Origin of the sequence: Leptospira semungkisensis (assembly GCF_004770055.1) — a bacterium.
In the GTDB taxonomy this organism is placed as follows: domain Bacteria; phylum Spirochaetota; class Leptospiria; order Leptospirales; family Leptospiraceae; genus Leptospira_B; species Leptospira_B semungkisensis.
Genome location: NZ_RQEP01000005.1, coordinates 1,511,234 through 1,534,748 on the forward strand (window position 1 = coordinate 1,511,234; position 23,515 = coordinate 1,534,748).

A 23,515-nucleotide genomic window follows, 5' to 3' on the forward strand; every position below is an offset into this window, starting at 1 on the left:
AATTTCTTAGTTCGTGGATCGACTACATAGAAAGCAAGAATGAGCTTTCAAAAAGTATTGGACGAAAGCGTAAATAGGGTCAAATTGACCGGGAGATTCTTCTGATCGTCTGATGAAATTAGTTATCAATATTCCATGCTATAATGAAGAAAAGACTCTTCCTTTAGTTCTCTCCGAAATTCCTAAAAAGATCCCAGGTATCAAAACTATAGAAGTTCAGATCGTAGACGATGGTTCTAAGGATCGCACTTCTGAAATTGCTTTGAAATATGGATGCAAGCTCATCGCTCATAAAAGGAATTTGGGTCTAGGGCGGGCGTTCAAGTCCGGAGTTGAGGCGGCCTTATCTAGAGGCGCGGATATTTTCGTAAATACGGATGCGGACAATCAGTATCCTTCTTCTTATATTCCTGACTTGATCCGAGGAGTGATGGAAGGCACTTCCGATATAGTGATCGGGAACCGTGTTCCTTGGAAGGTGGAATATTTTTCTCCTTTAAAGAAAGTGCTGCAGTGGTTCGGAAATTTTATCGTTCGCAATCTGATCGGGACGGATGTGCCGGATACCGTATCCGGATTCAGAGCTTATTCGAGGGAAAGTCTTCTTCGCTTAAACGTTACTACTAAGTTTTCCTATGTTTTAGATACGATCGTGCAAGCAGTGAAAATGGATCTTGGAGTTTCTTCTATCCCGATCCATACAAATCCTCCAACTAGAAAATCAAGGTTGTTCAAGAATATCTTCCAACATATGTGGAAGTCCGGAACTTCACTCATTCGTCTATTGATCATTCATAGACCTTTTTATTTTTTCGGATTACTTGCTTCGATTTCCTTTTTACCTGCGTTAGCGATCGCGGTCCGTTTCTTGGTTTTCTTTTCTATGGGAGAAGGGCAGGGTCATGTGCAGTCTTTATTGTTTGCAGTGGTCTTAGTCATTCTTTCCGGCTTATTTATTATATCGGGGATCTTGGCATTCTTGACCGGGATGAATCGAAAGTTTTTGGAAGAAACACTTTATCTGCAAAGAAAAAGAGAGTATTTCAAGAAAAACGGATAAAAGGAGATCAATTCAATGACATCCGTCCGCAATTTCTTTGTTTCCTATTCTTATTGGATCGTACCTCTTTTATTTTTGGCCAATGTGATCTCTACTGTTCCTTTGGATAAGGGCTTCAATTCCGATTCTGGACTGAAGTTGCTGCAAACTAGAGGGATCTTATCGAGCGGCATACACAAGCAAGAAGTGTTTTATCCGGGAAAGGATGTAGATCCTGATTATTCCTTTAATCTATATAAAGATTTCTTAATTAAAACTGCGGACGGACGAATTTTCGGTCAGTACTCTTGGTTATTCTCCTGTATTTCTGCGCCTATCCTCGCACTTCTCGGGACTGGAGCCTTGGTTCCCTTTTGTATCCTACTCTATTTGTTCTCGGTGCTTTCCTTCGAATTGATCTATAAGCCAAGTAAGTTTACAGTATTCTTTGCCTTGCTCTGCACTCCCATTCTGCTCTATTCATTGGAATATAGTGAAAATACTCTGTTTTTACTTTTAAGCGCCTTAGGAGTTTCGATCTACTTTAAAGATTCTGAATTGAATTTAAAGTATTCGGAGTTGTTCCTTTCCGGAGCGTTGATTGCCCTTCCGGTTTGGCTTCGCTTGGAACCTTTGATCTTTATTCCTATTTTTGGGCTTTCCATCTTGCTCGTGAGAAATCGAGAGATCCTCTCTCTAAGGTTTTGGAAAGAGAACCTTGCATTAGCCTCCGGGATATTGCTCTCCGCCGGTTCCTTTTTACTTTATAATTCTATAATGTATGGGAATATTCTTGGACCGAGGTTTGCAGCGAGCGGAAAGAATGTTTGGGACTTGGGGATCAAACTCAAGCAGATGTTTGTTCTATTCTTCTTCGGGTATTGGAAGCTTGGCTATTTCGGTTATATGCCACTACTTCTTTGGGTTTTTATCTCTCAGCTTGGTAAGTTCAAGACGCTTAGTCCAAGAGTCAAATTGCTTGTTACATTAAATTTAATTTATATACCTTGTATTAGCTTTCTTGTGGGAACCGAAGCCTTCGTGAACTGGGGACCCAGATATCTGGCTCTTGCTCTTTTTCCTTCTTTGATGGTCTTGGACGATTGGTATTTGAGAACATTTCAATCCGGATTTCCTAAGTTGAAGTTGGTAGCTTTAGTTTTATTAACCTCCGTTTCTTTATGGGCCACGGTCAAGGGATTCCAGATGATCCGCGCCTCTTATAAGCAGATAGGAGGGATTTCCAAAGAGCTTAACGATCTAAACCCGGATTATGTGATTACCGGAAGCCAATTGATCTCGGGGCATTTCGGCAAATTGGTGATGACCAAGCCTTGCTTTTTGGTCTACTCCGAAGCGGACGTGAATGTGCTAACCGATCGCATCTTTGCCAAAGAAAAAGATAAGACGATTCTATTCTTAGTCTCTAAGCATGAGATGAAGGACGTAGAAGAGAAGTTAGAAAGTGGCGGTTCCGATTCATTCTTTTCTCTTTTAAAGAAGGCGACCCCTCATGTGCTGAACTATACGAATCTTTCTGCCGAAGAAAATCAAAAGATCATTCGTATCTTGAAAGAGAAGGCAAAATCTTCGGAAGAAAAAGAAGCCAGAGATTATTTTGCGTATTTATTTAAGACTTAAGAAAGCTTCTGTTCTTAAAGGCCAGTGCAACTAAGAATACAGCCCCATCTCCGATCGTAGTAATAAATCTTAATACGATGCTCAAGCCTATTGCGATTCCCGGATCGTATTTTGAGGAGAGGCTTGCAATGATAACCGCTTCTCTTACTCCTAACCCGGCAGGCGCTCCGGGAGCCAAGTATCCAAGTATCCAAGACCAAGCGAATGCAGTTGTTAAAAAGAATATATTGCTTTCCGAATATTGAAAAATCGTCTTTGCAATAATATCTAGAATGATCCCCAGATTTACGAAGGTAAATACATAGAGAAGTGCAGCGATTGATAATGCGGAAAAATTAGGAATTCTTAATGGATTTCCACCGGCCAGCTTTTCTAATTTCCCTTTTGCAAATTTATTTGCGAGAAGTATTAGAATCTTAGGAAGAAACAAGGCTCCTAAGCATATTACTACCATTTGCAGGATAAAACCTCTAGAATCATTTAGATTCGCAAACTCATAGGCAAAAAAACCGACCAGGCTAATCGAGATTCCGATGACAGCCAGAAGAATCGACTCCATCAGAATCGTTTGCAATGTGATCGCAGCCGGGATCTTTTTCTCATTTGCAATAGCGACTCTTCCGATATGTTGTCCAACGTTTCCAGGGAGGTATTTTCCGAATTGAGCCAAGCATACGATATGAATGGATTCCTTCACGGAAATTGTAACCCCATAATCCCTTAATAGAACATGCCAGATCAATCCTCCCGCCAATATATTCAAAGAATATAAGAATACGGAGCCGATGGAACCGAATAGGGAGATCGAATTCCAATGGATTTGAGGAAGGTTCTTATAGTTAACGAAAATATAATAAACGAAAAATGAAAACGCCAACAAAAGAAAGGCGAAAGTCGAGATCTTTTTGATGGATTTGATGCTCATGGATTATTTGGATTTCTTTTTGCAGACAAAGATCAATGTGGCGATCCAAGGATTGAATAGCAAAAAGAAGAAACGCGGGAGCGTTGCAATGAATTTTACGATTGGATTCTTGGCTTCTACTTCTCCGTAGATTCGGATTGCGTCTATAGTCACTTCTTGGACTTCATATCCCGATTTTTGCAAGATCTCGAACGCGCCGTTTCTGGATAGAGGAAGGCAGTCGTAGAACTTTCCTTTTCCGGTTAGTTTCACATAAAGATCCGATAAGAATCTTGGGAACCAACTGAGCAAAGGCAATCTGTAATGCGGTTCTATAATTCTCCATCGATTCGGAACGGCCAAATACAGGATTCCGTCCTTCTTCAACACTCTATAGATTTCGGAGAGGTGATCTAATTGGCTCGTATAATCCCCAACATGCTCGATCACATGGTTTGAGACCGCTAGATCGAAATATCCGTCGGAGAAAGGTAGCTTAGTACCGGACACCAATTTGAAATTTATATTCTCTTTGGTTTGCCTTTGATCGTTTACATCGATTGCATTTACTTTCGAAAAGATCTTCGTAAAATAAGCAGCGATAAAACCGGAGCCTGTTCCTACTTCTAGAAAATTTCCGGTCTTACTCGGCCCGAATCTTTCTACGATCACATGGATCTTCTTTGCCTTCTTGTATCTGGAGTCTTCATCCAGGATCGCGTGAGGCTTTCGTTCTCTAGTTTCTTTTTCCATGTCTCGGTCCTAGATCAGGATTCTAATAGTTCTGAAAATTTTCGGATCAATTCTTTGGGGGAGTAGATCTCTCTGGTAGCTTTTGCAGACGACTCTATCCATTTCTTGCGATCCGCTTCGGACTGCTTGAGTATCTCATTTATTTTTTGGACCCAGGCTTCTGGCTGGTTTGGAGGCGCTTGGTATCCAGTGATCCCGTTTTGGACAGCGTCAGATAAACCCTCTAGGTCGCTTGCGAGTAGTCTGCATCCTACGGAAGAAGCTTCAATGGCAACTAACCCGAAGCCTTCTTTGTCCTTTCCTCCGGGGATCTCTATATTGGGCATGACTACTAAAGAACTTGTACGAATATAATTTACGATCTGATCGCTCGGAACAGCGCCCAAATACACCACTCTCGGAAGAGAGATTAATTCTTTCGCATATTCGGGATCCATAATGTTTCCCGAAACGAAGAATAAGACGTCCTGCTTTATGGAAGGAAGAACTTCTTTAGCAAACCAGAGGGATCCTTTTCTCGCAATCAAACGTCCGAAATAGAAGATAGGGTATTTGCATTCTGAGTATTTTTCGGGAACGACGAATTCTTTCGGGATCTGAGAAGTAAACCCTTGGCTCGGTAATGTGGGAACTACAATCGCAATATTCTTAAACCCTTTCTCGACTGCGATCATTTGTGTGGACTTGGAGATCGCAACGATCTTGGAGAATACATTCTGAACCAAAGAAATGAAACCGATCACGAATCCATAGATAAAAGGTAAAAACCCCGGACGATTGGCATATACTAGATCCAATCCGTAAAATACCGAGATCCTGTTACCTTTCGGGTTTACTAAGGCATGAGCGAGAGCAGCAGGAAAGATCAGAGTATCTGTAAAAACTACTTTGGAAAATTTTCTTCCTCTAAAGAAGCAATAAAGAGTGATCTTTAAGATGAATAGAGCGAGAGATAAAAGGGAAGGAGGCCTTCCGTTCGGTTTTCCTGGTAAGGCAAGCAGGGTTATATCATATTTTTCTAATAATCCGGAATAGAGTTCGTAAGAATATGTTTCCATTCCTCCTACTGCAGGTGGCCATTTTCTGGAAACGAATAATAAGTTTGGCTTGGACAATGGATTTCTACTTAGATTGGATTTAAAAGGGTATTAGAGTAATACTTTGAGGTCTTGGGATTCCATCAAGATTTTAATCGAACGCTTTCTCCGGATGTTCTCCTACATAATTCCAATGTCCCATTTTTCTGTCCTGCCTAGGATCGGTCTTTCCGTAGAGATGCAGAGTGTATCTTGGATCAGAGAGATATTTCTCCCAAGCTTGGGAGCCTGGCAGATAATTCTGCCCCAATATATTCTTCATGGAAGAAGGTTGGGAATGGATCTTGTTCGGAAAAGGAAGACCGGTTAACGTTCTCAATTGCAATTCGAACTGAGAGATATCTGCGGAATTCTGGCTGAAGTGTCCGGAATTATGAGGCCTGGGAGCGAATTCGTTTAATACTACCTTCTCTCCTTTAATGAAAAACTCGAGTCCAAAGACTCCGATATAATTGATTCCTTCTGCAAGAGTCTCTGCTGCACGGACCATTTCTTTCGTGAGCTTTTCTGAAAAATTTCCGGGATGGATAGTGAGATCTAAGATATGATTCTTATGAATATTCTCGGAAGGTGGAAAGGAAAGCATTCTTCCATCCTGATCCCTAGCAAGGATCACTGAGGCTTCTTTGTCGAACTCGAACCATTCTTCTAAGATTAGATCCAACGGTCCTTGCCCAAGAGATCCTACCCAGGCTCTAAACTCTTCTCTTGTCTTGAATTTTGTCTGACCTTTGCCGTCGTAACCGAAGGAAGAAGTTTTTAATACTGCGGGGAATTTGCAGGTTTCCGCTGCATGGCTCGCTTCCGATTTGTTTGTGATCGGAAAAAAAGGCACTGTGGGAAGTCCAAGTTGTGCGAACTGGTTTTTTTCTCTAATCCTGTGCTGTGCAATGCGAATGCAGTCCGGACTCGGAAAAACAGGAAGTGAATTTTCTTTTGCATACTTAGAAATGAAATTCAACTCACCACCAGGAACATTTTCAAATTCGAATGTAAGTGCTTCTACAGATTTTAGAAAATTTAATAGAGTAGTTTCATCCTCATAAGGAGCAACGATCTCTTCTGCGCCAGCAAGAGAGGCTGGGCTATTTCTTTCCGGAGAATATACTGAAACCTTGTAACCCATGCGAATCGCTTCTTGCGCGAACATCCTTCCGAGTTGTCCGGAACCCATTACTCCCAAGCGTGAGGGAGGAAGTAAAACTTTCTTCATATCAGATCTTTGTTTTTGGACAAGGCTTCTTCTCTAATATCGGTTCTATATTTTTCTAATTTCTGGGAGAGAGATTCGTCTTTTAAGGAAAGAATTCTTGCAGCAAGTAGCCCTGCATTTTTTGCTCCTGCAGTTCCGATAGCAAGAGTTCCCACAGGAACTCCTCCAGGCATCTGAACGATGGAGAGAAGACTATCCATTCCTGATAGAGCCTTGCTTTGCACTGGAACACCTAATACGGGTAACGTGGTCAAGGAGGCGACCATTCCAGGAAGATGAGCCGCTCCTCCTGCACCCGCGATAATGACTTCGAAGCCTTTGGATCTTGCGGACTTTGCGAAGTCCACCATGAGTTCGGGAGATCTATGTGCGGAGACGATCTCTTTATGGCATTCGATCCCGAATTCTTTTAGAATGGTCACTGCTTCCTTCATGGTTTCCCAATCGGAACTACTACCCATAATCACGGCCACTTTGGTTTGCACGCTATCAAAGTCCATCGAACCTGGTCCGAGGGCAAGTCCGAAACTGATTTAAGGAACGGTTATTGTGGAATTTAAGGCCTCTACGGCTCTCTCTAATTTCATTCCTCTAGATGCCTTGGCTAGAAGATAAGAGCCTGCAGGTACTTCTTTGCGAACTGTTTCTATTAGAAGTTTCAATCCTTCTTCGTCTCCTGGAAAGGAGAAGGAAGGCAGGTCTTGCTTTGCTTTCTTTCGAAAGGACTTCAGTGCGTGCGCCGATTCTTTTCCATACAAGAAAATCCCTTTGCAATTAGATAAGGAGGCCGCGAATTCTCCTATCTCCGTATGGAATTTTTGGGAATAATTTCCGACTTCCTTCATGTCTCCGAGCACTGCGTAGAATCCATCCTCAGCACTGATCTGGGAGCAGGCCTCTAAGGAAGAAAGCATGGACTCTCGATTCGCATTATACGTATCATTTAGGATCTTATAGTTTCCGATCTGCAGATCCAATCTCTTGTCAGAAGATCTGAAATTTTGGATCCCTTCTTGGATCCAATTTGTAGGAGTTTTTATTTCTTCCAACAGAGAGATACAAAGAGCGAGGTTCTCTAATAATCGGATTCCGGGAAGATTCCAATCCAAGGTCTTATCTAAAAAAGAGATCTTAAATCCGTTTCGGTTGGTTTCTATAATATCTATTCTTTTCTGAAGTGGAACTGATTTGAATTTGATCCCATAACGGAGACTTCTACGCTTTAGGAAATTCTTATATTCTCCCGTTTCCGGATAAAAGAGTATTCCTGGCTTGAACATTCCTTCTAATATCTCCGACTTTGCCTTTGCGACTCCTTTGCGAGAGCCAAGCATCTCTATATGAGCCGTGCCTATCGTAGTAATGATGGAATAATCCGGCCTTGCCATCTTGGTCAGCCTTGCAATTTCGCCTTTATGGTTCATTCCCATCTCACAGACCACATATCTTGTCTTAGGTCCGATGCGAAATAGAGTGAAAGGAACTCCTATCTCATTATTATAATTCTTTTCAGTCACGATCATAGAATCTTCTAAAGGAGAAAGACAAGAAGCTAAGATCTCTTTGGTAGTAGTCTTTCCACTAGAGCCTGTGACTGCGATCACGATCGGATTGAATCTGGATCTATGAAATTCTCCTAACTTTCCGAGAGCAAGTAATGTGTCCTTTACCTGGATCGCCTTACGCTTTTCGAGATCGGAAAGAGTTTCTAGGATCGGATGATCCTTCTCGCATAGAAAATAACTTGCTCCTCTGTTCAATGCATCCGCAATGAAATCATGTCCGTCCCGATTTCCTCTTAAAGGAACGAATAATGAATTCGGCTCTGCCATAGAAGAAGCGGTTGTGATGCTCAGGATCTGCTCTTCCACTTGGAAAGAAAACTCGGATGGACTTTGGAGTATTCTTCGAACAGTTTCCGGATCGTATTGGAATGGAGCTTTCATCCAACCCAGGTTCTTCTTCCCTAAAATACTGGCAGTCTATTTTTAAAAATTCCTCTTGCAGACTTCTCCAATTCGGATCTTGTATGCGAGATGCGGAAATCTACGGTAGTTTTGATCGGGCTAGGCAGGATTGCTTCTTCCTTAGAAAAAGATCCGTATCGAAACAAGCCATGTACTCATGCTGGAGTCTTATTCTCCGGATGGGGAAAAAAGAATTTTCAGTTTATAGGTGGGATCGAGCCGAATGCCGACAAGCGTGACTCCTTCTCCAAGCAATGGAAATTATCCCCAGAGCTTTTGCATGAGGATTGGGAAGATTGGAAGAAGTTCAAGCAAATCCCTGACCTTGCTATTATCTCTAGTCCGTCCGAATCTCATTATAGAAATGCGTTGGATTGTATCGAGTTCGGCATTCAAAACCTTCTTATAGAAAAGCCTGTTTGTGAGACCTTCGTTCAAGCCAAAGACTTGGACAAGTTCGCAAGAAAAAAAGGGGTTCGAATTTGGGTGAATCACGAGAGAAGATACCATCCCAAATATGCCTGGGCCAAGTCTGTCATTGAATCCGGAAAGTACGGAGAGGTTCGGACCATTCGCGCTTCCGTTTTGACTTCTGCCTTGGCGCCCGGAAGAGCGTATAAGGGAAGGACAGGACCATTATTCCATGATGGAACTCATGCTGTGGATCTGATCTATTGGTTGCTTGGAAAACCGGACAGAGTGCGTTCTTCTCTCACTCGTCGAAAAGGGATCCCGGTAGAGGATCGAGCAGTTGCCTTTTTGGAATATAAGTCGGGACCGATCGTCTTTTTGGAAGCAGGCGGAGCTAGAGATTACTTTCAATTCGAAATGGATATCATGACGGAGAAGGCAAGGATCCTTCTTTCCAACGATGGAATGAAACTGTTCGAATCCCGTCCTTCCCGCATATACAAGGGATTTAATAGTTTGACGGAAGTCTCATTTCCCGAAAAATCATTCCTCGGATCAAATCCGTTCGAGAATCTATATTCGTCGATTCGCAAAGTGCTTACTGGCAAGTCCGAAAGTATGACGGGAGATATCAGCGAGAATCTAAATATCATGGAACTCTTGCATCGGATCAAAACGAAGGCAGAGATCCAAACGGTTTCCGAGATTTAAAAAGGCATGTCCAAAAGTTCTCCCAGCACCGGCAACCAGCTTCCCAAATATTCCGCGAGAGGAAGATATTATCGAGGCAGCTTCTTTCTTTGGAAGAAGATACTCGGTCTATTCTGGTATTATAAATTTGTAAGATTGTTCCTTTCTTCCAAAACGAGAGAAGAAAGAGAGAATGAATTCTTTCGTAACCTTGGCTTCGAATGCAGGGACTTCTTTCTGAAAATGGGAGGAGTCTATGTGAAGCTAGGTCAGTATCTAGCAAGCCTCTCTCATCTTTTTCCGGAAAGTTTTACGGAACCTTTGCAGGACCTGCAAGATAGAGTTCCCGCTCATCCATTCTTAGAGATCAGAGAAAGATTTAAGAAAGAATTCGGGAAAGATATCGCAGAAGTATTTCCTGATATTTCAGAAGAACCTTTGGCTTCGGCGTCGATTGCCCAGGTGCATTCCGCCACATACAAGGGTGAGAAAGTTGCGGTTAAGATACTTTATCCTGGGATCGAAGAAGTTATCTCCAAGGATCTAAAGGCAGTTCGTAAATTCCTAAAAAGGATCAACCGTTATCTAGTCAGCTTTGATTTTAAAGTGGTTCATAAGGAAATTGCAAAGTTAGTCGGAAGAGAAACAGATCTGCGTTTGGAAGCGGAGTCTATGGATAGAATGGCACGCTATTTCGCAGAAGAGCCGGACTATGTATTTCCTAAGAACGTTCCTGAATGGAGCGGCAAGAGCGTGTTAACTGCTCAGTTTATAGAAGGGATGCGAATCACTCAGGCTGCTTCTCTTAAAAAAGGACAGGCCAAGTCTCGCCCAGTGGATCTTCTCATCAGAGCTTATATCTTAATGATTTTTGAATATAGATTCTATCATGCGGATCCTCATCCCGGAAACATGATCTATACTCCCGATGAAAAGCTCTGCTTTATTGATTTTGGAGCAGTAGGGGAGATTCCTCCTAGCCAATCCGTCGCATTAAGAAAGATCATTCTATGTGCCATGGCAAAGGATTATCCTGCGGTAGTGGAGGCTTTAGACGAGCTAGGACTTATTTCTAAAAAAGCGGACCGGGATAAGTTAGAAGAAGTGGTTCGCTATTCCATGGAAAAGCTTTCTCGTTTTCTATCGGATACGGATTCATTCAAGAATATCAAGTTCGAGCAGATCCATACTCCAGAAGATCTGAAATTCTTAAAAGAGATCAATTCTAGTCTACGTGGTCTTTTGAGAATGGTGCAACTTCCCACTTCTCTTATTCCTTTAGAAAGAGTGCTGGGATTACTTGTAGGGATCACTGCCACATTGGATCCTTACAGGACAGTTTTGGATTATGGAGAGAAACCGTTCAAGGGACTGGTCTTTCAAGGTGAAAACCAATGGCAGAAGGTGCTTTTGCAAGAGGGAGGCATCTGGGGACAGGCAGTTTCCCTTCCTGGGGAATTATTACAGGCTGTTAAAAACTTAAACCGAGGAAAACAGGCATATAAGCTTCCGGATCTGGAGATCCATACAAAGAGAATGTATGCTTTAGGACACCAGATCATTTCCACTTCATTCATATTATTCGGGATACATTATGGAACGGATCGATTGGATAAGGGGATCGAATCTCACGCTATGATCGGATTCGGTGTTTCCATTTTCTTCGGAATCCTCCTTGCTCTATCCGTTATCAAAAATAAATTCAGCTCTAAAAGGAATCGTCAGTGAAATATTTCGAAAAGAAATTCTTAGAGGTATATCCGCCAGTATTCATCGTTAGCGTAGTTCTTGGAACCGTTATCGATCTTGTTACCAAATACATCGCCATCTTATATCTGAGACCTCATAGTCCGATCGAAGTCATCGGAGACTTCTTCCGTTTGACCCTGACATTCAACACTGGATTCGTGATGGGATTCTTTCAAGGATTCCCGAGAACATCTCTTGCGTTGACTGCGGTTGCCATTTTGGTCCTTATCGCATATCGCTGGAAGAATCCTGATTTGGGACATCCTGCCGGCTGGGCGCTTGTCATGGCAGGAGCGTTCGGGAATTTCATTGATAAGTTTTTTGTAAAATTGATCGGGATCGGAGCTGAGTTCGGCTTCATTCAAAATCCGTATGCAGGAAGATTTATCGGGGTCGTAGACTTTTTGGACTTCGACTGGCCGAACTGGTTGTTTATAGAAAGATGGCCTGCATTTAATTTCGCAGATTCCTGCGTAAGCGTAGGTCTAGTCATACTAATTCTAACGATGAAACTCGAAGAGGATAAGAAGTAACATTGAATCTCCTCCAACTTCCCATCTGGAAAAAGATCATTAAGAAGAAAGGGACCTCGAACCCAGAGATCATCCGTTTCTTAAGAGAGACTTCCGTTTTCGGAAAACTAAAACGCAGAACCTTGCATGAGATTGCAAGGCTCGTACACGTTAGGCAGTATTCGGAAGGGGAAGAAATTTTCCGACAAGGAGAGGCTGGAGCTGGCTTCTATATGATCTTCGATGGAAAGGTAGTGATCCGTTCCGTTAGAGACGGAGTGGAATTGGACTTGGCTCATTTGGATGAGCATTCCTTTTTTGGAGAGCTTTCTTTATTCTCCGAAGAAAGAAGGACTGCAACAGCAATCGCTCAGGAACCTTCTACTTTATTGGGATTCTTTCAACCGGACCTAAAGGAAATCATAGAGACCAAACCAAAGATCGGGATTGAGATCCTTCTTAGTCTTACAGGTGTGGTTGTAGAAAGGCTTCAAAAAACGAACCAACTATTAGAAAAAGCTTATTATAAGGGCAAGCAAAAGAATGCCTGAATCGACTAAGCCGCTATCCACGTACGTAATCCGTATCATCTTCTTCTTTTTAGTAGGAGCTGCGATCGTATTCTTCTCGATCGGTTTGCAGTTATTGATCGTACCGATAGCTCTTTCTTTGATCCTGTTTTATATATTCAACGGTGCGATCAACTATTTCGAGACCTTGGGTATTCCGAGAATCGTTTCCGTAGCAATCGTCATTATCTTGCTTTGCCTTCCTATTTACTGGTTTGCGACAGAGGTGGCTCCTCCAATCGTTTCGACCCTGCAGCCTATCATCAAAGATTGGAAACAGAGCATAGACGATGCTAAGTTCAAATATCTTATTGTGGGTCTGCAACTTAAGTTTAACGATTATCCCGCAAGCTGGGAAGAGACCATTCATCCTGAAGAATTGGTCAAGAATCTTGCAGAGATGATCCATGGACAGGTGAACGGCCTAGTTTCTGCGATTCCTACTTTGTTGGGATATTTAGTCGTTACTCCTCTATTCACTTTCTTATTCCTTCTGAACGGGAATGGAGTGTATAAGAATCTGGTGAGCCTTGTTCCGAATCGATACTTTGAGATGACTCTAATGGTCACTGCAAAGATCAACGAGCAGATCACAAATTATCTACGTAGCTTGGTGATCCAGAGTTTGATCATTACTGCAGTCTCTATGGTCGGCTTCTATATAATCGGATTAAAATATTTTTATATATTCGCTCTATTCGTAGGGATCGCGAATTCGATTCCTTATTTGGGTCCCATCATAGGAATGGCTCCTCCGCTTTTCATGACATTGACCCAAGGAGCGAATATCTTCTCTCCGAATGGAATCAATGATGGAATGGGAATGTATGAGCTTATGGTCGCTATCTTTGTTGTGATCTTGATCGCTCAGGCTGTGGACAATTTCTTTGTGCAGCCTGTGATCATCTCGGATGCGGTTTCTTTGCATCCGGTGATCGTTGTAGGAGCAGTCACAGTAGGTGGAAGTTTGTTAGGGATCGCAGGAATGCTAGTCGCAGTTCCAGCTGCCGCTATTCTTAAGGTTACGATCGCCTCACTCTATCGATCCATGAAGGATCATAGACTTTTATAATTTATATAAGAGTTAAATGATTCACTATTTAAGTTTAGCGATACTCGCAAAAACTAATTATGGGTCCAAATATAAGGCAGACTAGAAGTAGATCCGGTGCAACCTCCTTTAGAGCCAATTTCAGAACGAATTTTTAAAGCCGCAGATTCCGAGGGAAGTACTGAGACAAAATACGGGGACCAACTTTTTTTCCGAGACGTATCCGTTTTTATACCCAAACAAAGATAAATGGTATTTCCAACTTTGGCATCAATCGTAAGAAATTGTACCTCTTCGGAAAGATCATGAAAATCAAAATAGCCCCTGGAAGTCACAGGATACGGCTGCACTTCTAATTTATAAGTGCCTTGCGGAATCAAAAAATCATGGGAAAGATCCTCTGACATTTTTTTCCCATCGATCGATAGGATTTTCATTTCAAAACTTCTCACAAAGACCGTTTCGGATTTGGGAATTTTTTTATCGAAAAATACGGAGTCTATGCGATGGAATCCGCAACCTTCAAAAATCAAAAATACGCCGATCAGACTGGCGAATAAGTAATAAACCATATTATCCTATTATTCTGCTCCTACTCCCAAATATACTCTTACCTTTTCGGATTCGTATCGTTCTTTCGCGTTCATATCCGGGAATAGTTTAGAAAAAACGAATGCAACAATAAAGGCAAGACTCATGGATACGATGGCCGGATTCTTGAGAGGAAAAATTGCCTCCTTGAATTTAAACACATCTACCCAAACCGTAGGACTTAGGATGATAAATGCGGTGGCGGAAATAGATCCGACTAAAATGGACCAAACTCCTCCCATCGTGCTGAATCCTCTCCATAAAATAGACAAGAACAAAGCCGGAAAATTTCCACTTGCAGCGATCGCAAATGCTAGGCCTACCATAAATGCAACGTTTTGATCTTTGAATAGAATGCCCAAGAGAATGCTAACAATACTAAATACTACGGTAGCTTTCTTTGCGACAGAGACTTGTTTTTCTTCGCTTGCCTTTCCTTCCGTAAAAACATTGAAGTAAAGATCATGGGAGATGGTGGACGCTGCCGCTAAAGTAAGTCCAGCGACCACTGCTAAGATAGTAGCAAAGGCTACTGCCGCAATGAATCCTAAGAAAGGTGTTCCTCCCAATAATTCAGCGAGAAGGGCCGCTGCCATATTTCCTCCCTTGTCTATTCCTGCGATCTGCTCTCTACCGATGAGCACAGCAGCAGCAAAACCTACAATAGGAATGATAATATAGAAATATCCGATGAATGTAGTGGCGTATGCTACTGATTTTCTGGCTTCTTTTGCGTCGGGAACTGTATAGAATCTCATTAGAATATGAGGTAAACCTAATAGACCAAACATAAGAGCGAGTCCTAAAGAAACTGCATCGATCGGATTGGCGACCAGTCCTCCCGGTTCTAAGGCTGCCCTTCCGAATTTACTTTCTACTCCTCCATAAAGATTTTCTAAACTAAATCCGAATACGGATAAAGAAAGGATCACTAAAAGAGTTACTCCGAAAAGAAGAAGGCAGGCTTTGATGATCTGAACCCAGGTGGTCGCGATCATTCCTCCGAATAAAACATAGAGAAGCATGACCCCGCCTACGATCACAACTGCTACCTCGTAAGAAAGTCCAAACATTAAATTGATTAGCTTTCCTGAACCTACGATCTGAGCGATGGAGTAGGTGATTGTGACTAAAATTCCTCCGATAGAGGCAACGATACGAATTGGCTTTTGCTTCAGTCGAAATGCCAATACGTCTGCGAATGTATACTTTCCAAGATTTCTAAGAGGCTCTGCGAGTAGGAACATGAGAGCTGGCCAACCAACGAGCCAGCCTACTGCATAAATGATTCCGTCGTATCCTTTCAAAGCAACCATTCCTGAAATTCCCAAAAAGGAAGCCGCAGACATGAAATCTCCTGAGAGGGCCAAACCGTTTTGAAAACCTGTGATGGATCTTCCTGCTGCATAGAACTCGCTGGAACTCTTGGTTTTTTTGGCGGCCCAATATGTGATCCCTAAGGTAAGAACTACGAATAGAAAGAAGAAAGCGACTGAGATAAAATTAGGTTGTCCTAATGCGGATTCCATTATCTTCCTCCTTCTAATTTGGATTTAAGTGCATCTACTTCTTTGTCGTAGACTCGGTTCGCCCAAATCACATAGATAAAGGTTAAAATCCAAGAGAGAACAATCACTCCCGCTCCGGCGATTAACCCGAAGTTGGCGAACTGGCCTATCCTTTCTACAACCCATTCTTTCTTAAGGGCGATGATTAGGATAAAGCCGTAGTAGTTGGCAAAAAGTAAAAATAATAATAGAAAGCTAACGATCCATCTGGTCCGAACTAATTTTTTAAATTCGGGAGACTCGATCAATTCATGGGCTTTAGATTTCATCCCTATTGTCCTCCAAGAATGCAATCCAGGAGAATAAGATAGGAGGAAGTTGTTGCAAGGAAAAAAAGATCTTTCTAGGAATTCTAAAATAGGCCGTTAATGCCGTTGATGTTCACTGTCTTGATGATCTCTTTCTCTTGTTCCGTTTCCGCAACCTTCCAGGTAACTCCGGTCGGAGTGGAGAGAAGACTTCTGCCAATTCTCTTCTTGCCGAAAGGAGTTCCATAACCGGAGGATCGAATGAGAAAGATCCCATATTTCAAGGAAAGGTCCGCATAGTCTTTTAGATCTTGTGAATAATTCGAGCCATTCTCAGAGACTGCATCCAAATGAAAGGCGAGATTGACTCTATCCGATCTCAATCTGTCCAATCTTGCAGCATCATTGATCTCTTTACCTGCAAAGATCCCAAAACGAAATCCTCCCAAGATCAAAGAGTCTTCTCCATTTCCTGGAACTGCGGGAGAGTCTTCGGAAGAAAGTGATTTTACGTCGTACCAATCCACTAACACTACGTTTTGCACGATCGGAACAGAAAGACGAAGTTGACCTTCGTCATCCCTTCTGAACATTGCTCCACCTAGGATTGCGCCTTTATAAACTTCGGAAACTGCGAAGACTTCGTCCAAGAAAGATTTGGATCTAGAAGCGAGAGACTCGGGAGAACCGTTTCCTCCTCCCGGAAAATACAAAGGAAGAATTAAAAAATCAGATTTCTCTTTGGAAAGTTTCGATCTTTGTTCCGGAGAGACGGGTTGGGAAAGATCCTTTTGGAAAAGGGTTATTTTTACAGACGACACTCTTTACCTGCGAATGTGATTTAATCAGAGAGTATGGACGGGTCCACACCGAAATTATCGTCCGTTTCGCCTTCAGGATTCGGTTCCAGGATTTCTCCCTCAGGAACGTTACTCTGCATTTTAATGCCGAATTCCTTCTCCATTTCCTCAGGAGAAAGTTCCGGCACTCCACCGAAAAGATCTCCGTTCTCGAGACGTTCAGCGAGGGCAAGTGCGAAGCAATAAGATTCCATAATACATTGCTTAATCGGTTTCTTATTCAACCTCTTTTTGGCTTCCATAAGATCGAAAGTCATCAAAGCTTCCATATTCGTAACGATCTCTTTTTTGCCCTTCATATCTGCGATCAATTTGGAGAGAAGTTCTGCGCTTTTCTGAAGGAAATCTTTTGCCGTCACTCTCACGTTACGCGATTGTTGGCTTCTTTTCGTTTCAAGGGCAGAAGTTTTCTTGGAAGCTTCGATATAATTCGCGCCTGGATTCTTGAGATGGGTGTCCAATTCCTTGTAATATTGGTCGTAGATACGGAATTGCTCGTGGATCGCTCTCGTGGTTTCGTAAAGATCGATCATCTTCTCCCGATAGTCCATTTTGGAGCCGGCGACTATGGTAGGTTTAAGGTCGATCTTCTTCGTAGTCATTACGAAGGAATATTCCTCGTCGAACTCTCTAAAGAATAGCCAGGTAAGAAGAGCCTTATCTCCGGATGGAATGAGCTCGTGCTCTCCTCTTGCATCATGACGCTTTCTGAGCTGATCCAAAGGAATGGATCTCATGAGTTTCAGGCCGTATTTCAGCTCCTTGCTCAATCCTTCTTCAGGATCCACAGGTTTTTCTTCAGGAGCCTCTTCGGTTTCTTCCTCGTCTACATGGGCCCCACCGGAGATTTCGTCTAACTCTTCTCCCTGCTTTCTTTGGCCTAGTTTCTCTTCTGGAAGGATACCTAAGACGGTTTCCATATAAGTGCTTAGAAGAGGGATATTCTTGTCCTCACTTCTCAAAATAGCAAGATAAAGCTTATCGAAAATACTTCCGTAAAGAGCATCAAACTCTTGTAGGGCTCTTTTTCGTTTTGTATTATAAACAGAAGAAGGTTTGCCTTCTAGTTTTTCTAAGGCCTGGTAACCTAGGCTGACAGCCTTGACATAGGAACCCTGAAAAGGATACATATAATAAAGTTTTTTGAAGATAGAATAGAGAGGTTGTCTAACTCTGCTGATGGAAACCGGCATATCGGGTGCTGCGTTATGCGTCTCTAATAACTGGTTCAATTCCACGTTATCGTAAACCTTATGCATTCTTCCCAATAGTTCTATGTATAGAGGATTTTGAGTGTCTAACTCTTTAGCGATCTTAGCCGCGTAGGCAGGATTTCCCAAAAGATCATTTCCTACAAAATTCATTTCCAAAATAGCTTTCTTGCCAGCGATATTCATCTCAGATAAGAAGCTAGGCAAAAGATCACTGGAAGAAAAAGACGTTACTCTAGACACCCAACACTTGAAGCGAACAGCCATGCGGTTGAAGAAATTTCCCATCTCCGCTTCCATCGCTTTTCTATCTATAAGAGGATTGATCTTAGGAGGAGCCTGCTTTATCGGAGGTTTTGCCGACTTAGAAGAAGAACCTTGTCTAGGATCTTTTCCGCCAGCTTGGCTTCTCTGTCCTTGGCGCACCTGAGGTTGTTCCCTCTGTTTGCGAATTGCTTCGTCCCGTTTTTTATCCTTGTCGGAGACTACCTTGCCCCCTGCGGATTGGAACTTATCGAACATTTCTCGACGGGCTTTATCGTCTAGATTATTGACCCCAATGCTCTTTTTAGTTTTATCGAATTCGGACATGGATTGGATACCTGGAAAACCGCTCTAATTGTATCCTGCCTGTCCGCCGAAATAAATCAACAAAGATACTTATTTCTTGACATACTCCCAATTCCTGGGCCTGTTATTTTCCCATGATTCTGAAAAGTCTCTCCCGAGAAAATCACCTGGTACTCTCGGTACAGGAAGATATCTTAATGGATAATTCCCGGGACTTTTACCTAGAATTCGAGGAGAGTATCAAGGGTGGTTACCCTCCAGTAGTGAGTTTTCATCTAGGCCTCGTAAAATTCATAGATTCGTCCGGGATCGGGATCATTATCAAGGTAAGAAATCAGATCAGGGACCATCGCGGTACAGTAAACATATTCGGGTTAAATAAGTCTCTGCATTCCGTTTTTAGGCTTTCCGGGCTGGATAGAATTGTAAATCTGTACACGATCGAAGAATTTCTGGAGAAATATCCCGACTTTAAGGAATTTCTGGCTTCGGAATGAACCGGAATCTCTTCGAAAAAGTTCCAACAAACAGAACATTCTAACCGGCAGCCCTGTAATGAATTTTTTACTCCCAAGCAAGATCGCAAAATATTCGGGAAAAATATTCCACGTTTTCGTAATTCTTCTAACATACGTTAGCTTTTCAGATTGTTCTGCTTATTATTTTCGAGATAAAGTATTTCGTTCGGAGAGCATGGGCTTCTTCACGATCGATAGTTCCGATATTCCCGATTTCGAATCCATTACAAAAACCAAATCTTTAGATCATCCGATTCAGATCGATTCCGCTCGGATCAAAGATTACTTCGGAAATTTAAGATACTCAAGACGTTCTACTATCGGTTACTTTAACGATTTCGTATTTTCGGATCATGAGTTGGATCTGTTGGCTCGGGATCTTCCTTTCGCGCTTAAGAATCTTCCTAAAGACAAGCTTCTTCTGATCGTGAGCAAATATGATGATACTCAATCCGTAATTTCCTTTGATGAGATCACAAGTTGCATCGTTTGGGCCGCAGAAGGAAGGTTGAATATCCTTTTCGGAAAGATCAAAAGAGAGCTGGTGGACAAGGATGTCGGTCTAGATTTCAATCGATGGACCAAGATAGACCTGATCCGTCTTTCTCATAGTTCTGATGGGACTGAGATCTCGGACGGAGAGACTGTGGATTTCGGGGTCGTGGATGGAATTCCGCTTCGTAGATGGGTTCTCTTTGATCAGAAGAATCCTGGCAAATACAAGTTCTTACCACGCAAGCAATACCAGCCTCTCAAGCTGACTGACGATAACGATCGCCCTTAAGATAGTTCTTTAGGCCCAAGCTATAAAGGCGGGCCAGTTTTGTTTTGTGATCGGTCTATTCAATGAGATATAGCACATTCGATTTCAAATACGACAACGATCTACTTTGGTGCTATTATCTTAGTATTTCTTTTCCCAATGCATATAATAAATCTCTTAATTTGACGATTGGCGAAATGGTTGAGGGGATTTATAAAATCGACTTAGATTCCAATTTAGAATGGATTAACGATTTTACGGGTTCTTATGAAGGGGTAATGGACGAATCCGACGGTTATTTGGATAATCCTAATTTTCTTGAAATTGAAATTAAGAAATCGATAAAACTTAAGATCGAATTTCATCCTGGAGATACATTATATTTTATTGATGGTTTTAAAATCGGTTGTACAGGCCCTCACTGGATGTTGTACGGTTTGACTTGGAGCGAACTTATCGATTTGACTGAGGGCGCAACCGATGAAGGCTTATTGTTTTGGCTACTATTGCCGATAGCCGGCATATCAAATGAGGACGATCTTATCGAAGTTAAGAAAGTCTTGTATGAAAAGATTAAGGTTTTTGCTGCCATTGCTTCAAATAAAGAAGTCTTCAATCTTATCGATACTATTGTCGCCGGTTTGCAGATTGAAAACGGATTCTCGGAGGTTGACGGGATCGGTATCGTCTGCAATCAAGCAAATAGTTTTCGAAATATAAGAAATGATAATAGAAACAGTATAATTCAATTTAACAAACTATTATCCACATCAAAAGCATAATATACTAATCTTCTGAGTATTCGGATATACTTAAGGAATCAATAGATTATTAAGACTTAGTTTTAATTTATACTGCTTCCGCGCAACGTTTGCAAAGTCCGTTCTTTCTTTCCTCAGCAGGATGTCTCCAGCAGCGAGGACATTCCTCGTCTTTCGGTTTGACCACGCGAACGAAGAATTTCTCATCCGAATATTCGGAAAGAAGTTCTCGGTCAGACTTCTCGAAGCCTACCTGAGAAACTGTAAATACAAGTTCCAAAACATCTAAGGAGAAGTCTTTCTTTAACCCGCTTTCTGATTTTGCGGAAAGTTCTACAGCGGCTTCTAAGGATTTTCCTAATTTACCCGCTTGTCTTGCAAGTTCCAAACTCTTATGGACAGTTTCTCTTGCTGCAAGTGCTTCTTCGAATTTAGATTCTAATTCCTTATTTCTATAAGAAGAAAGATCCGGGAATTCTTCCAAGAAGACGGATTCTTTTTTGCCGTTCTCCTTCCAAACTTCTTCTGTAGTGAAGCTTAGGATAGGAGCAGAGTAGATGCAAAGAGTCTCTAATATTTTTTGTAAAGCTGTAGAAGAAGATCTTCTTGTCTTAGAATCTCTTCGATCGCAGTACATTCTATCTCGAATCATTTCGAAATAATCCTGAGAAAGAGTAACAGTACAGAATAGTAGAAGTTTCTGATATACTTGGTGAAACTGATAGTTCTCGTAATGGGACTTTAGTTCTTCCGAGAGATGAGATAGTCTAGAGAGATAGTATTTATCCACTTCTTCCAATTCGGAAAGCTCCAGATTTTGAGCTTGGGTATGACCGGAAAGATTTCCCAAAAGATAACGGAATGTATTTCTAATCTTGCGATAATTATCCGCAATGATCTTCATTCCTTCTTTTCCTACTCGAACATCATCTCTGAAATCCTGGGAGCTGACCCAGAGTCTGAGAATATCTGCGCCATAAACATTGATAATATCAGTAGTAGGATCGATCCCGTTGCCGAGAGACTTGGACATGGCTCTTCCTTGCTCGTCCAAAACATAACCGTGAGTAAGAACTGCCTTGTAAGGGGGAAGGGAACGCAATGCCATTGACGGCCAAAGACTGGACTGGAACCAACCTCTGTGCTGATCGGAACCTTCTAAATAAAGATCCGCAGGAGGTTCGGAAGCTCTTTCTTTCAATACTGCAAAGTTGGAAACTCCCGAATCGAACCATACGTCTAGAATATCTCTTCCCTTTCTGAAAGAAGTAGATCCGCATTTAGAACATTTCGTATCAGGTGGAAGAAGTGATTCTGCAGGTTCGCTGTACCAGATCTCGATCCCTTTCTCTCTTACTAATTCGGTGAAGAACTTTACGGATTTTGCATCTAGATGCGTCTCGCTGCAGGACTCGCAGGAGAATGCAGGTATAGGAACTCCCCAGTTTCTTTGGCGAGAAAGACACCAATCCGGTCTAGTCTCCACCATGGAGCGTATTCTGGAAATTCCCCAGTTCGGGATCCAACTTACCTTGTCGATTGCCTCTAAAGATTTTTCTCTGAGACCTTGGTAATCAATTTGAAAGAACCATTGAGGGGTCGCTCTGAAGATCAGAGGCTTCTTGCTTCTCCAGCTATGAGGATAACTATGTTCGAACTCTGAGTAATGGACTAATAGACCTTTCTCTTTCAGTAGTTCTACGATCTTAGGATTCGCATCCCAGACCTTGATCCCTTTCATCATAGGGAACTCGTCTGTATATCTACCGTAATCGTCTACCGGAGAATAAGGTTCCAATCCGGCTGCGAGTCCCACCTTATAGTCGTCTTGTCCATGACCAGGTGCAGTATGAACTGCCCCGGTTCCCGCATCCAGGGTCACATGTTCACCGAATAAAGGAATGGAATCCTGATCCAAGAAAGGATGTCTGAAAGTAAGCTTGGCGATCTCTTCTGTCGAAATTGCTTCTGACTTAGTCAATTGGATCTCGGCAGCTTTTTCTACAGCTTCTTTTAGGCCGTCCGCAATGAGTAAAAGATCACCGTTAGACGCCTTGTAATAGGAATAAGAGAACTTAGGATTAAAACTGATCGCTAAATTTGCAGGAAGTGTCCAAGGAGTAGTCGTCCAGATTAGGCAGTATTTTCCTGCCTGTCCTTTAACAGGAAACTTCACATAGATAGACGGAGATTTATGAGGATAGTATTCTATCTCGGCTTCTGCATGAGCAGTTGCGAGCTCTATACACCAATATACCGGTTTCTTGCCTCGGTATACATAACCTTTTTCGAATAGACTTCCGAAGACTTCTACGATCTTGGCCTCAAAATCCGGGCTCATGGTCTTGTAGATTCTTCCTTCTTCCCAGAAACAGAGGAAACGAGAAAGGTCTCCGCTTTGTTTCTTTACGAATTCTTCGGCGTATTCTCTACAAAGTTTTCTTAATTCTTCTGGGCCGGTTTCTCTCGCCTTCTTCCCTAAATTTTTAAGTACTTGCACTTCGATAGGAAGACCATGACAGTCCCAACCCGGGATCATGTCGGTATAATATCCCGCGAAGAATTTGGATTTCACCACAAGATCTTTTAGGATCTTGTTAAGTGCGTGGCCTGTATGAAAATTACCGTTAGCGTATGGAGGCCCGTCATGAAGAAGAAATTCCGGACGACCTTTTCTCTTCTCCTTCATTTTATGAAGGATCTTTTCCGAATGCCAGATTTTGATCTGCTCAGGCTCTCTCGTAGCGAGGCCGGCCTTCATAGGAAATTCGGTTTGAGGGAGGATGACTGTATTCGAGTACGGGTTCTTCTTATCTTCTTCTTTCATAT

The 23,515-nt window shown here is 42.2% G+C and carries 21 protein-coding genes; 10 read left to right on the forward strand and 11 right to left on the reverse strand.

Features of this window, described 5'->3' with window-relative positions; genetic code table 11:
* Positions 1–112: 112 nt before the first annotated feature.
* Positions 113–1,060, forward strand: coding sequence for a glycosyltransferase family 2 protein (locus EHO59_RS07245; RefSeq protein WP_135586157.1), 948 nt, complete (start codon positions 113–115; stop codon positions 1,058–1,060).
* Positions 1,061–1,075: 15 nt separating this feature from the next.
* Positions 1,076–2,680: an LA_3751/LA_3752 family putative glycosyltransferase gene (locus tag EHO59_RS07250; protein ID WP_135586159.1), complete on the forward strand. Its 1,605-nt coding sequence runs from the start codon at positions 1,076–1,078 to the stop codon at positions 2,678–2,680.
* Here the strand turns inward: EHO59_RS07250 and EHO59_RS07255 are convergent.
* The 6 genes from EHO59_RS07255 to EHO59_RS07280 form a co-directional block, all read right to left on the reverse strand.
* Positions 2,670–3,605, reverse strand: coding sequence for a lysylphosphatidylglycerol synthase transmembrane domain-containing protein (locus tag EHO59_RS07255; protein ID WP_135586161.1), 936 nt, complete (start codon positions 3,603–3,605; stop codon positions 2,670–2,672). The genes EHO59_RS07250 and EHO59_RS07255 overlap by 11 nt on opposite strands.
* A 3-nt stretch (positions 3,606–3,608) precedes the next feature.
* Entirely contained in the window at positions 3,609–4,337 is a 729-nt protein-coding gene (locus EHO59_RS07260; RefSeq protein ID WP_135586163.1) for a class I SAM-dependent methyltransferase, read from the reverse strand.
* Positions 4,338–4,351: 14 nt separating this feature from the next.
* Positions 4,352–5,452 (reverse strand): glycosyltransferase family 4 protein, encoded by a 1,101-nt coding sequence (locus EHO59_RS07265; protein ID WP_135586164.1) that lies wholly within the window; start codon positions 5,450–5,452, stop codon positions 4,352–4,354.
* A gap of 73 nt (positions 5,453–5,525) precedes the next feature.
* On the reverse strand, positions 5,526–6,647 hold the full coding sequence (locus EHO59_RS07270; protein WP_135586166.1) for a 5-(carboxyamino)imidazole ribonucleotide synthase: 1,122 nt from the start codon (positions 6,645–6,647) through the stop codon (positions 5,526–5,528).
* Positions 6,644–7,132, reverse strand: coding sequence for a 5-(carboxyamino)imidazole ribonucleotide mutase (purE, locus tag EHO59_RS07275; protein ID WP_135586548.1), 489 nt, complete (start codon positions 7,130–7,132; stop codon positions 6,644–6,646). The genes EHO59_RS07270 and purE overlap by 4 nt, the downstream gene beginning before the upstream one ends.
* A gap of 48 nt (positions 7,133–7,180) precedes the next feature.
* Entirely contained in the window at positions 7,181–8,593 is a 1,413-nt protein-coding gene (locus tag EHO59_RS07280; protein WP_135586168.1) for a UDP-N-acetylmuramoyl-tripeptide--D-alanyl-D-alanine ligase, read from the reverse strand.
* 90 nt (positions 8,594–8,683) lie between these two features.
* Between EHO59_RS07280 and EHO59_RS07285 the strand changes: the two genes are divergently transcribed.
* The 5 genes from EHO59_RS07285 to EHO59_RS07305 are packed head-to-tail and all read left to right on the forward strand — an operon-like array spanning position 8,684 to position 13,617.
* A complete protein-coding gene (locus EHO59_RS07285) occupies positions 8,684–9,736 on the forward strand; it encodes a Gfo/Idh/MocA family protein (protein WP_135586170.1) in 1,053 nt (350 codons plus the stop codon).
* 6 nt (positions 9,737–9,742) lie between these two features.
* Positions 9,743–11,443: an ABC1 kinase family protein gene (locus EHO59_RS07290; RefSeq protein ID WP_135586172.1), complete on the forward strand. Its 1,701-nt coding sequence runs from the start codon at positions 9,743–9,745 to the stop codon at positions 11,441–11,443.
* A complete protein-coding gene (locus EHO59_RS07295) occupies positions 11,440–11,997 on the forward strand; it encodes a lipoprotein signal peptidase (protein WP_135586174.1) in 558 nt (185 codons plus the stop codon). Before EHO59_RS07290 ends, EHO59_RS07295 begins: the two co-directional genes overlap by 4 nt.
* 2 nt (positions 11,998–11,999) lie before the next feature.
* Positions 12,000–12,527 (forward strand): cyclic nucleotide-binding domain-containing protein, encoded by a 528-nt coding sequence (locus tag EHO59_RS07300; protein WP_135586176.1) that lies wholly within the window; start codon positions 12,000–12,002, stop codon positions 12,525–12,527.
* A complete protein-coding gene (locus EHO59_RS07305; RefSeq protein ID WP_135586178.1) occupies positions 12,520–13,617 on the forward strand; it encodes an AI-2E family transporter in 1,098 nt (365 codons plus the stop codon). Before EHO59_RS07300 ends, EHO59_RS07305 begins: the two co-directional genes overlap by 8 nt.
* A 560-nt stretch (positions 13,618–14,177) precedes the next feature.
* On the opposite strand, the gene EHO59_RS07310 is transcribed toward EHO59_RS07305, so the two are convergent.
* The 4 genes from EHO59_RS07310 to EHO59_RS07325 all read right to left on the reverse strand — a co-directional run bounded on the left by EHO59_RS07310 (position 14,178) and on the right by EHO59_RS07325 (position 18,665).
* The gene (locus EHO59_RS07310) at positions 14,178–15,716 is read right to left on the reverse strand and encodes a sodium:solute symporter family transporter (RefSeq protein WP_135586179.1); all 1,539 of its coding nucleotides are present in this window, start codon (positions 15,714–15,716) and stop codon (positions 14,178–14,180) included.
* On the reverse strand, positions 15,716–16,024 hold the full coding sequence (locus EHO59_RS07315) for a DUF485 domain-containing protein (protein ID WP_135586181.1): 309 nt from the start codon (positions 16,022–16,024) through the stop codon (positions 15,716–15,718). The genes EHO59_RS07310 and EHO59_RS07315 overlap by 1 nt, the downstream gene beginning before the upstream one ends.
* An 83-nt stretch (positions 16,025–16,107) precedes the next feature.
* Positions 16,108–16,824, reverse strand: a complete 717-nt coding sequence (locus tag EHO59_RS07320; protein WP_135586183.1) for an amidohydrolase — start codon at positions 16,822–16,824, stop codon at positions 16,108–16,110.
* Positions 16,825–16,844: 20 nt separating this feature from the next.
* Positions 16,845–18,665, reverse strand: a complete 1,821-nt coding sequence (locus EHO59_RS07325; RefSeq protein ID WP_135586185.1) for a hypothetical protein — start codon at positions 18,663–18,665, stop codon at positions 16,845–16,847.
* 113 nt (positions 18,666–18,778) lie between these two features.
* Here EHO59_RS07325 and EHO59_RS07330 point away from each other — a divergent pair, with 113 nt between their 5' ends.
* The 3 genes from EHO59_RS07330 (at position 18,779) to EHO59_RS07340 (ending at position 20,707) form a co-directional block, all read left to right on the forward strand.
* Positions 18,779–19,141, forward strand: coding sequence for an STAS domain-containing protein (locus tag EHO59_RS07330; protein WP_135586187.1), 363 nt, complete (start codon positions 18,779–18,781; stop codon positions 19,139–19,141).
* A gap of 58 nt (positions 19,142–19,199) precedes the next feature.
* The gene (locus EHO59_RS07335; protein WP_135586189.1) at positions 19,200–19,946 is read left to right on the forward strand and encodes an LA_1326/LA_4305 family lipoprotein; all 747 of its coding nucleotides are present in this window, start codon (positions 19,200–19,202) and stop codon (positions 19,944–19,946) included.
* Between the two features lie 62 nt (positions 19,947–20,008).
* Positions 20,009–20,707 carry an Imm19 family immunity protein gene (locus tag EHO59_RS07340; RefSeq protein ID WP_135586191.1) on the forward strand — a complete coding sequence of 233 codons (699 nt, stop codon included), beginning with the start codon at positions 20,009–20,011 and terminating at the stop codon, positions 20,705–20,707.
* A gap of 67 nt (positions 20,708–20,774) precedes the next feature.
* On the opposite strand, the gene ileS is transcribed toward EHO59_RS07340, so the two are convergent.
* Entirely contained in the window at positions 20,775–23,513 is a 2,739-nt protein-coding gene (gene ileS / locus EHO59_RS07345) for an isoleucine--tRNA ligase (RefSeq protein ID WP_135586193.1), read from the reverse strand.
* Positions 23,514–23,515 lie beyond the last annotated feature (2 nt).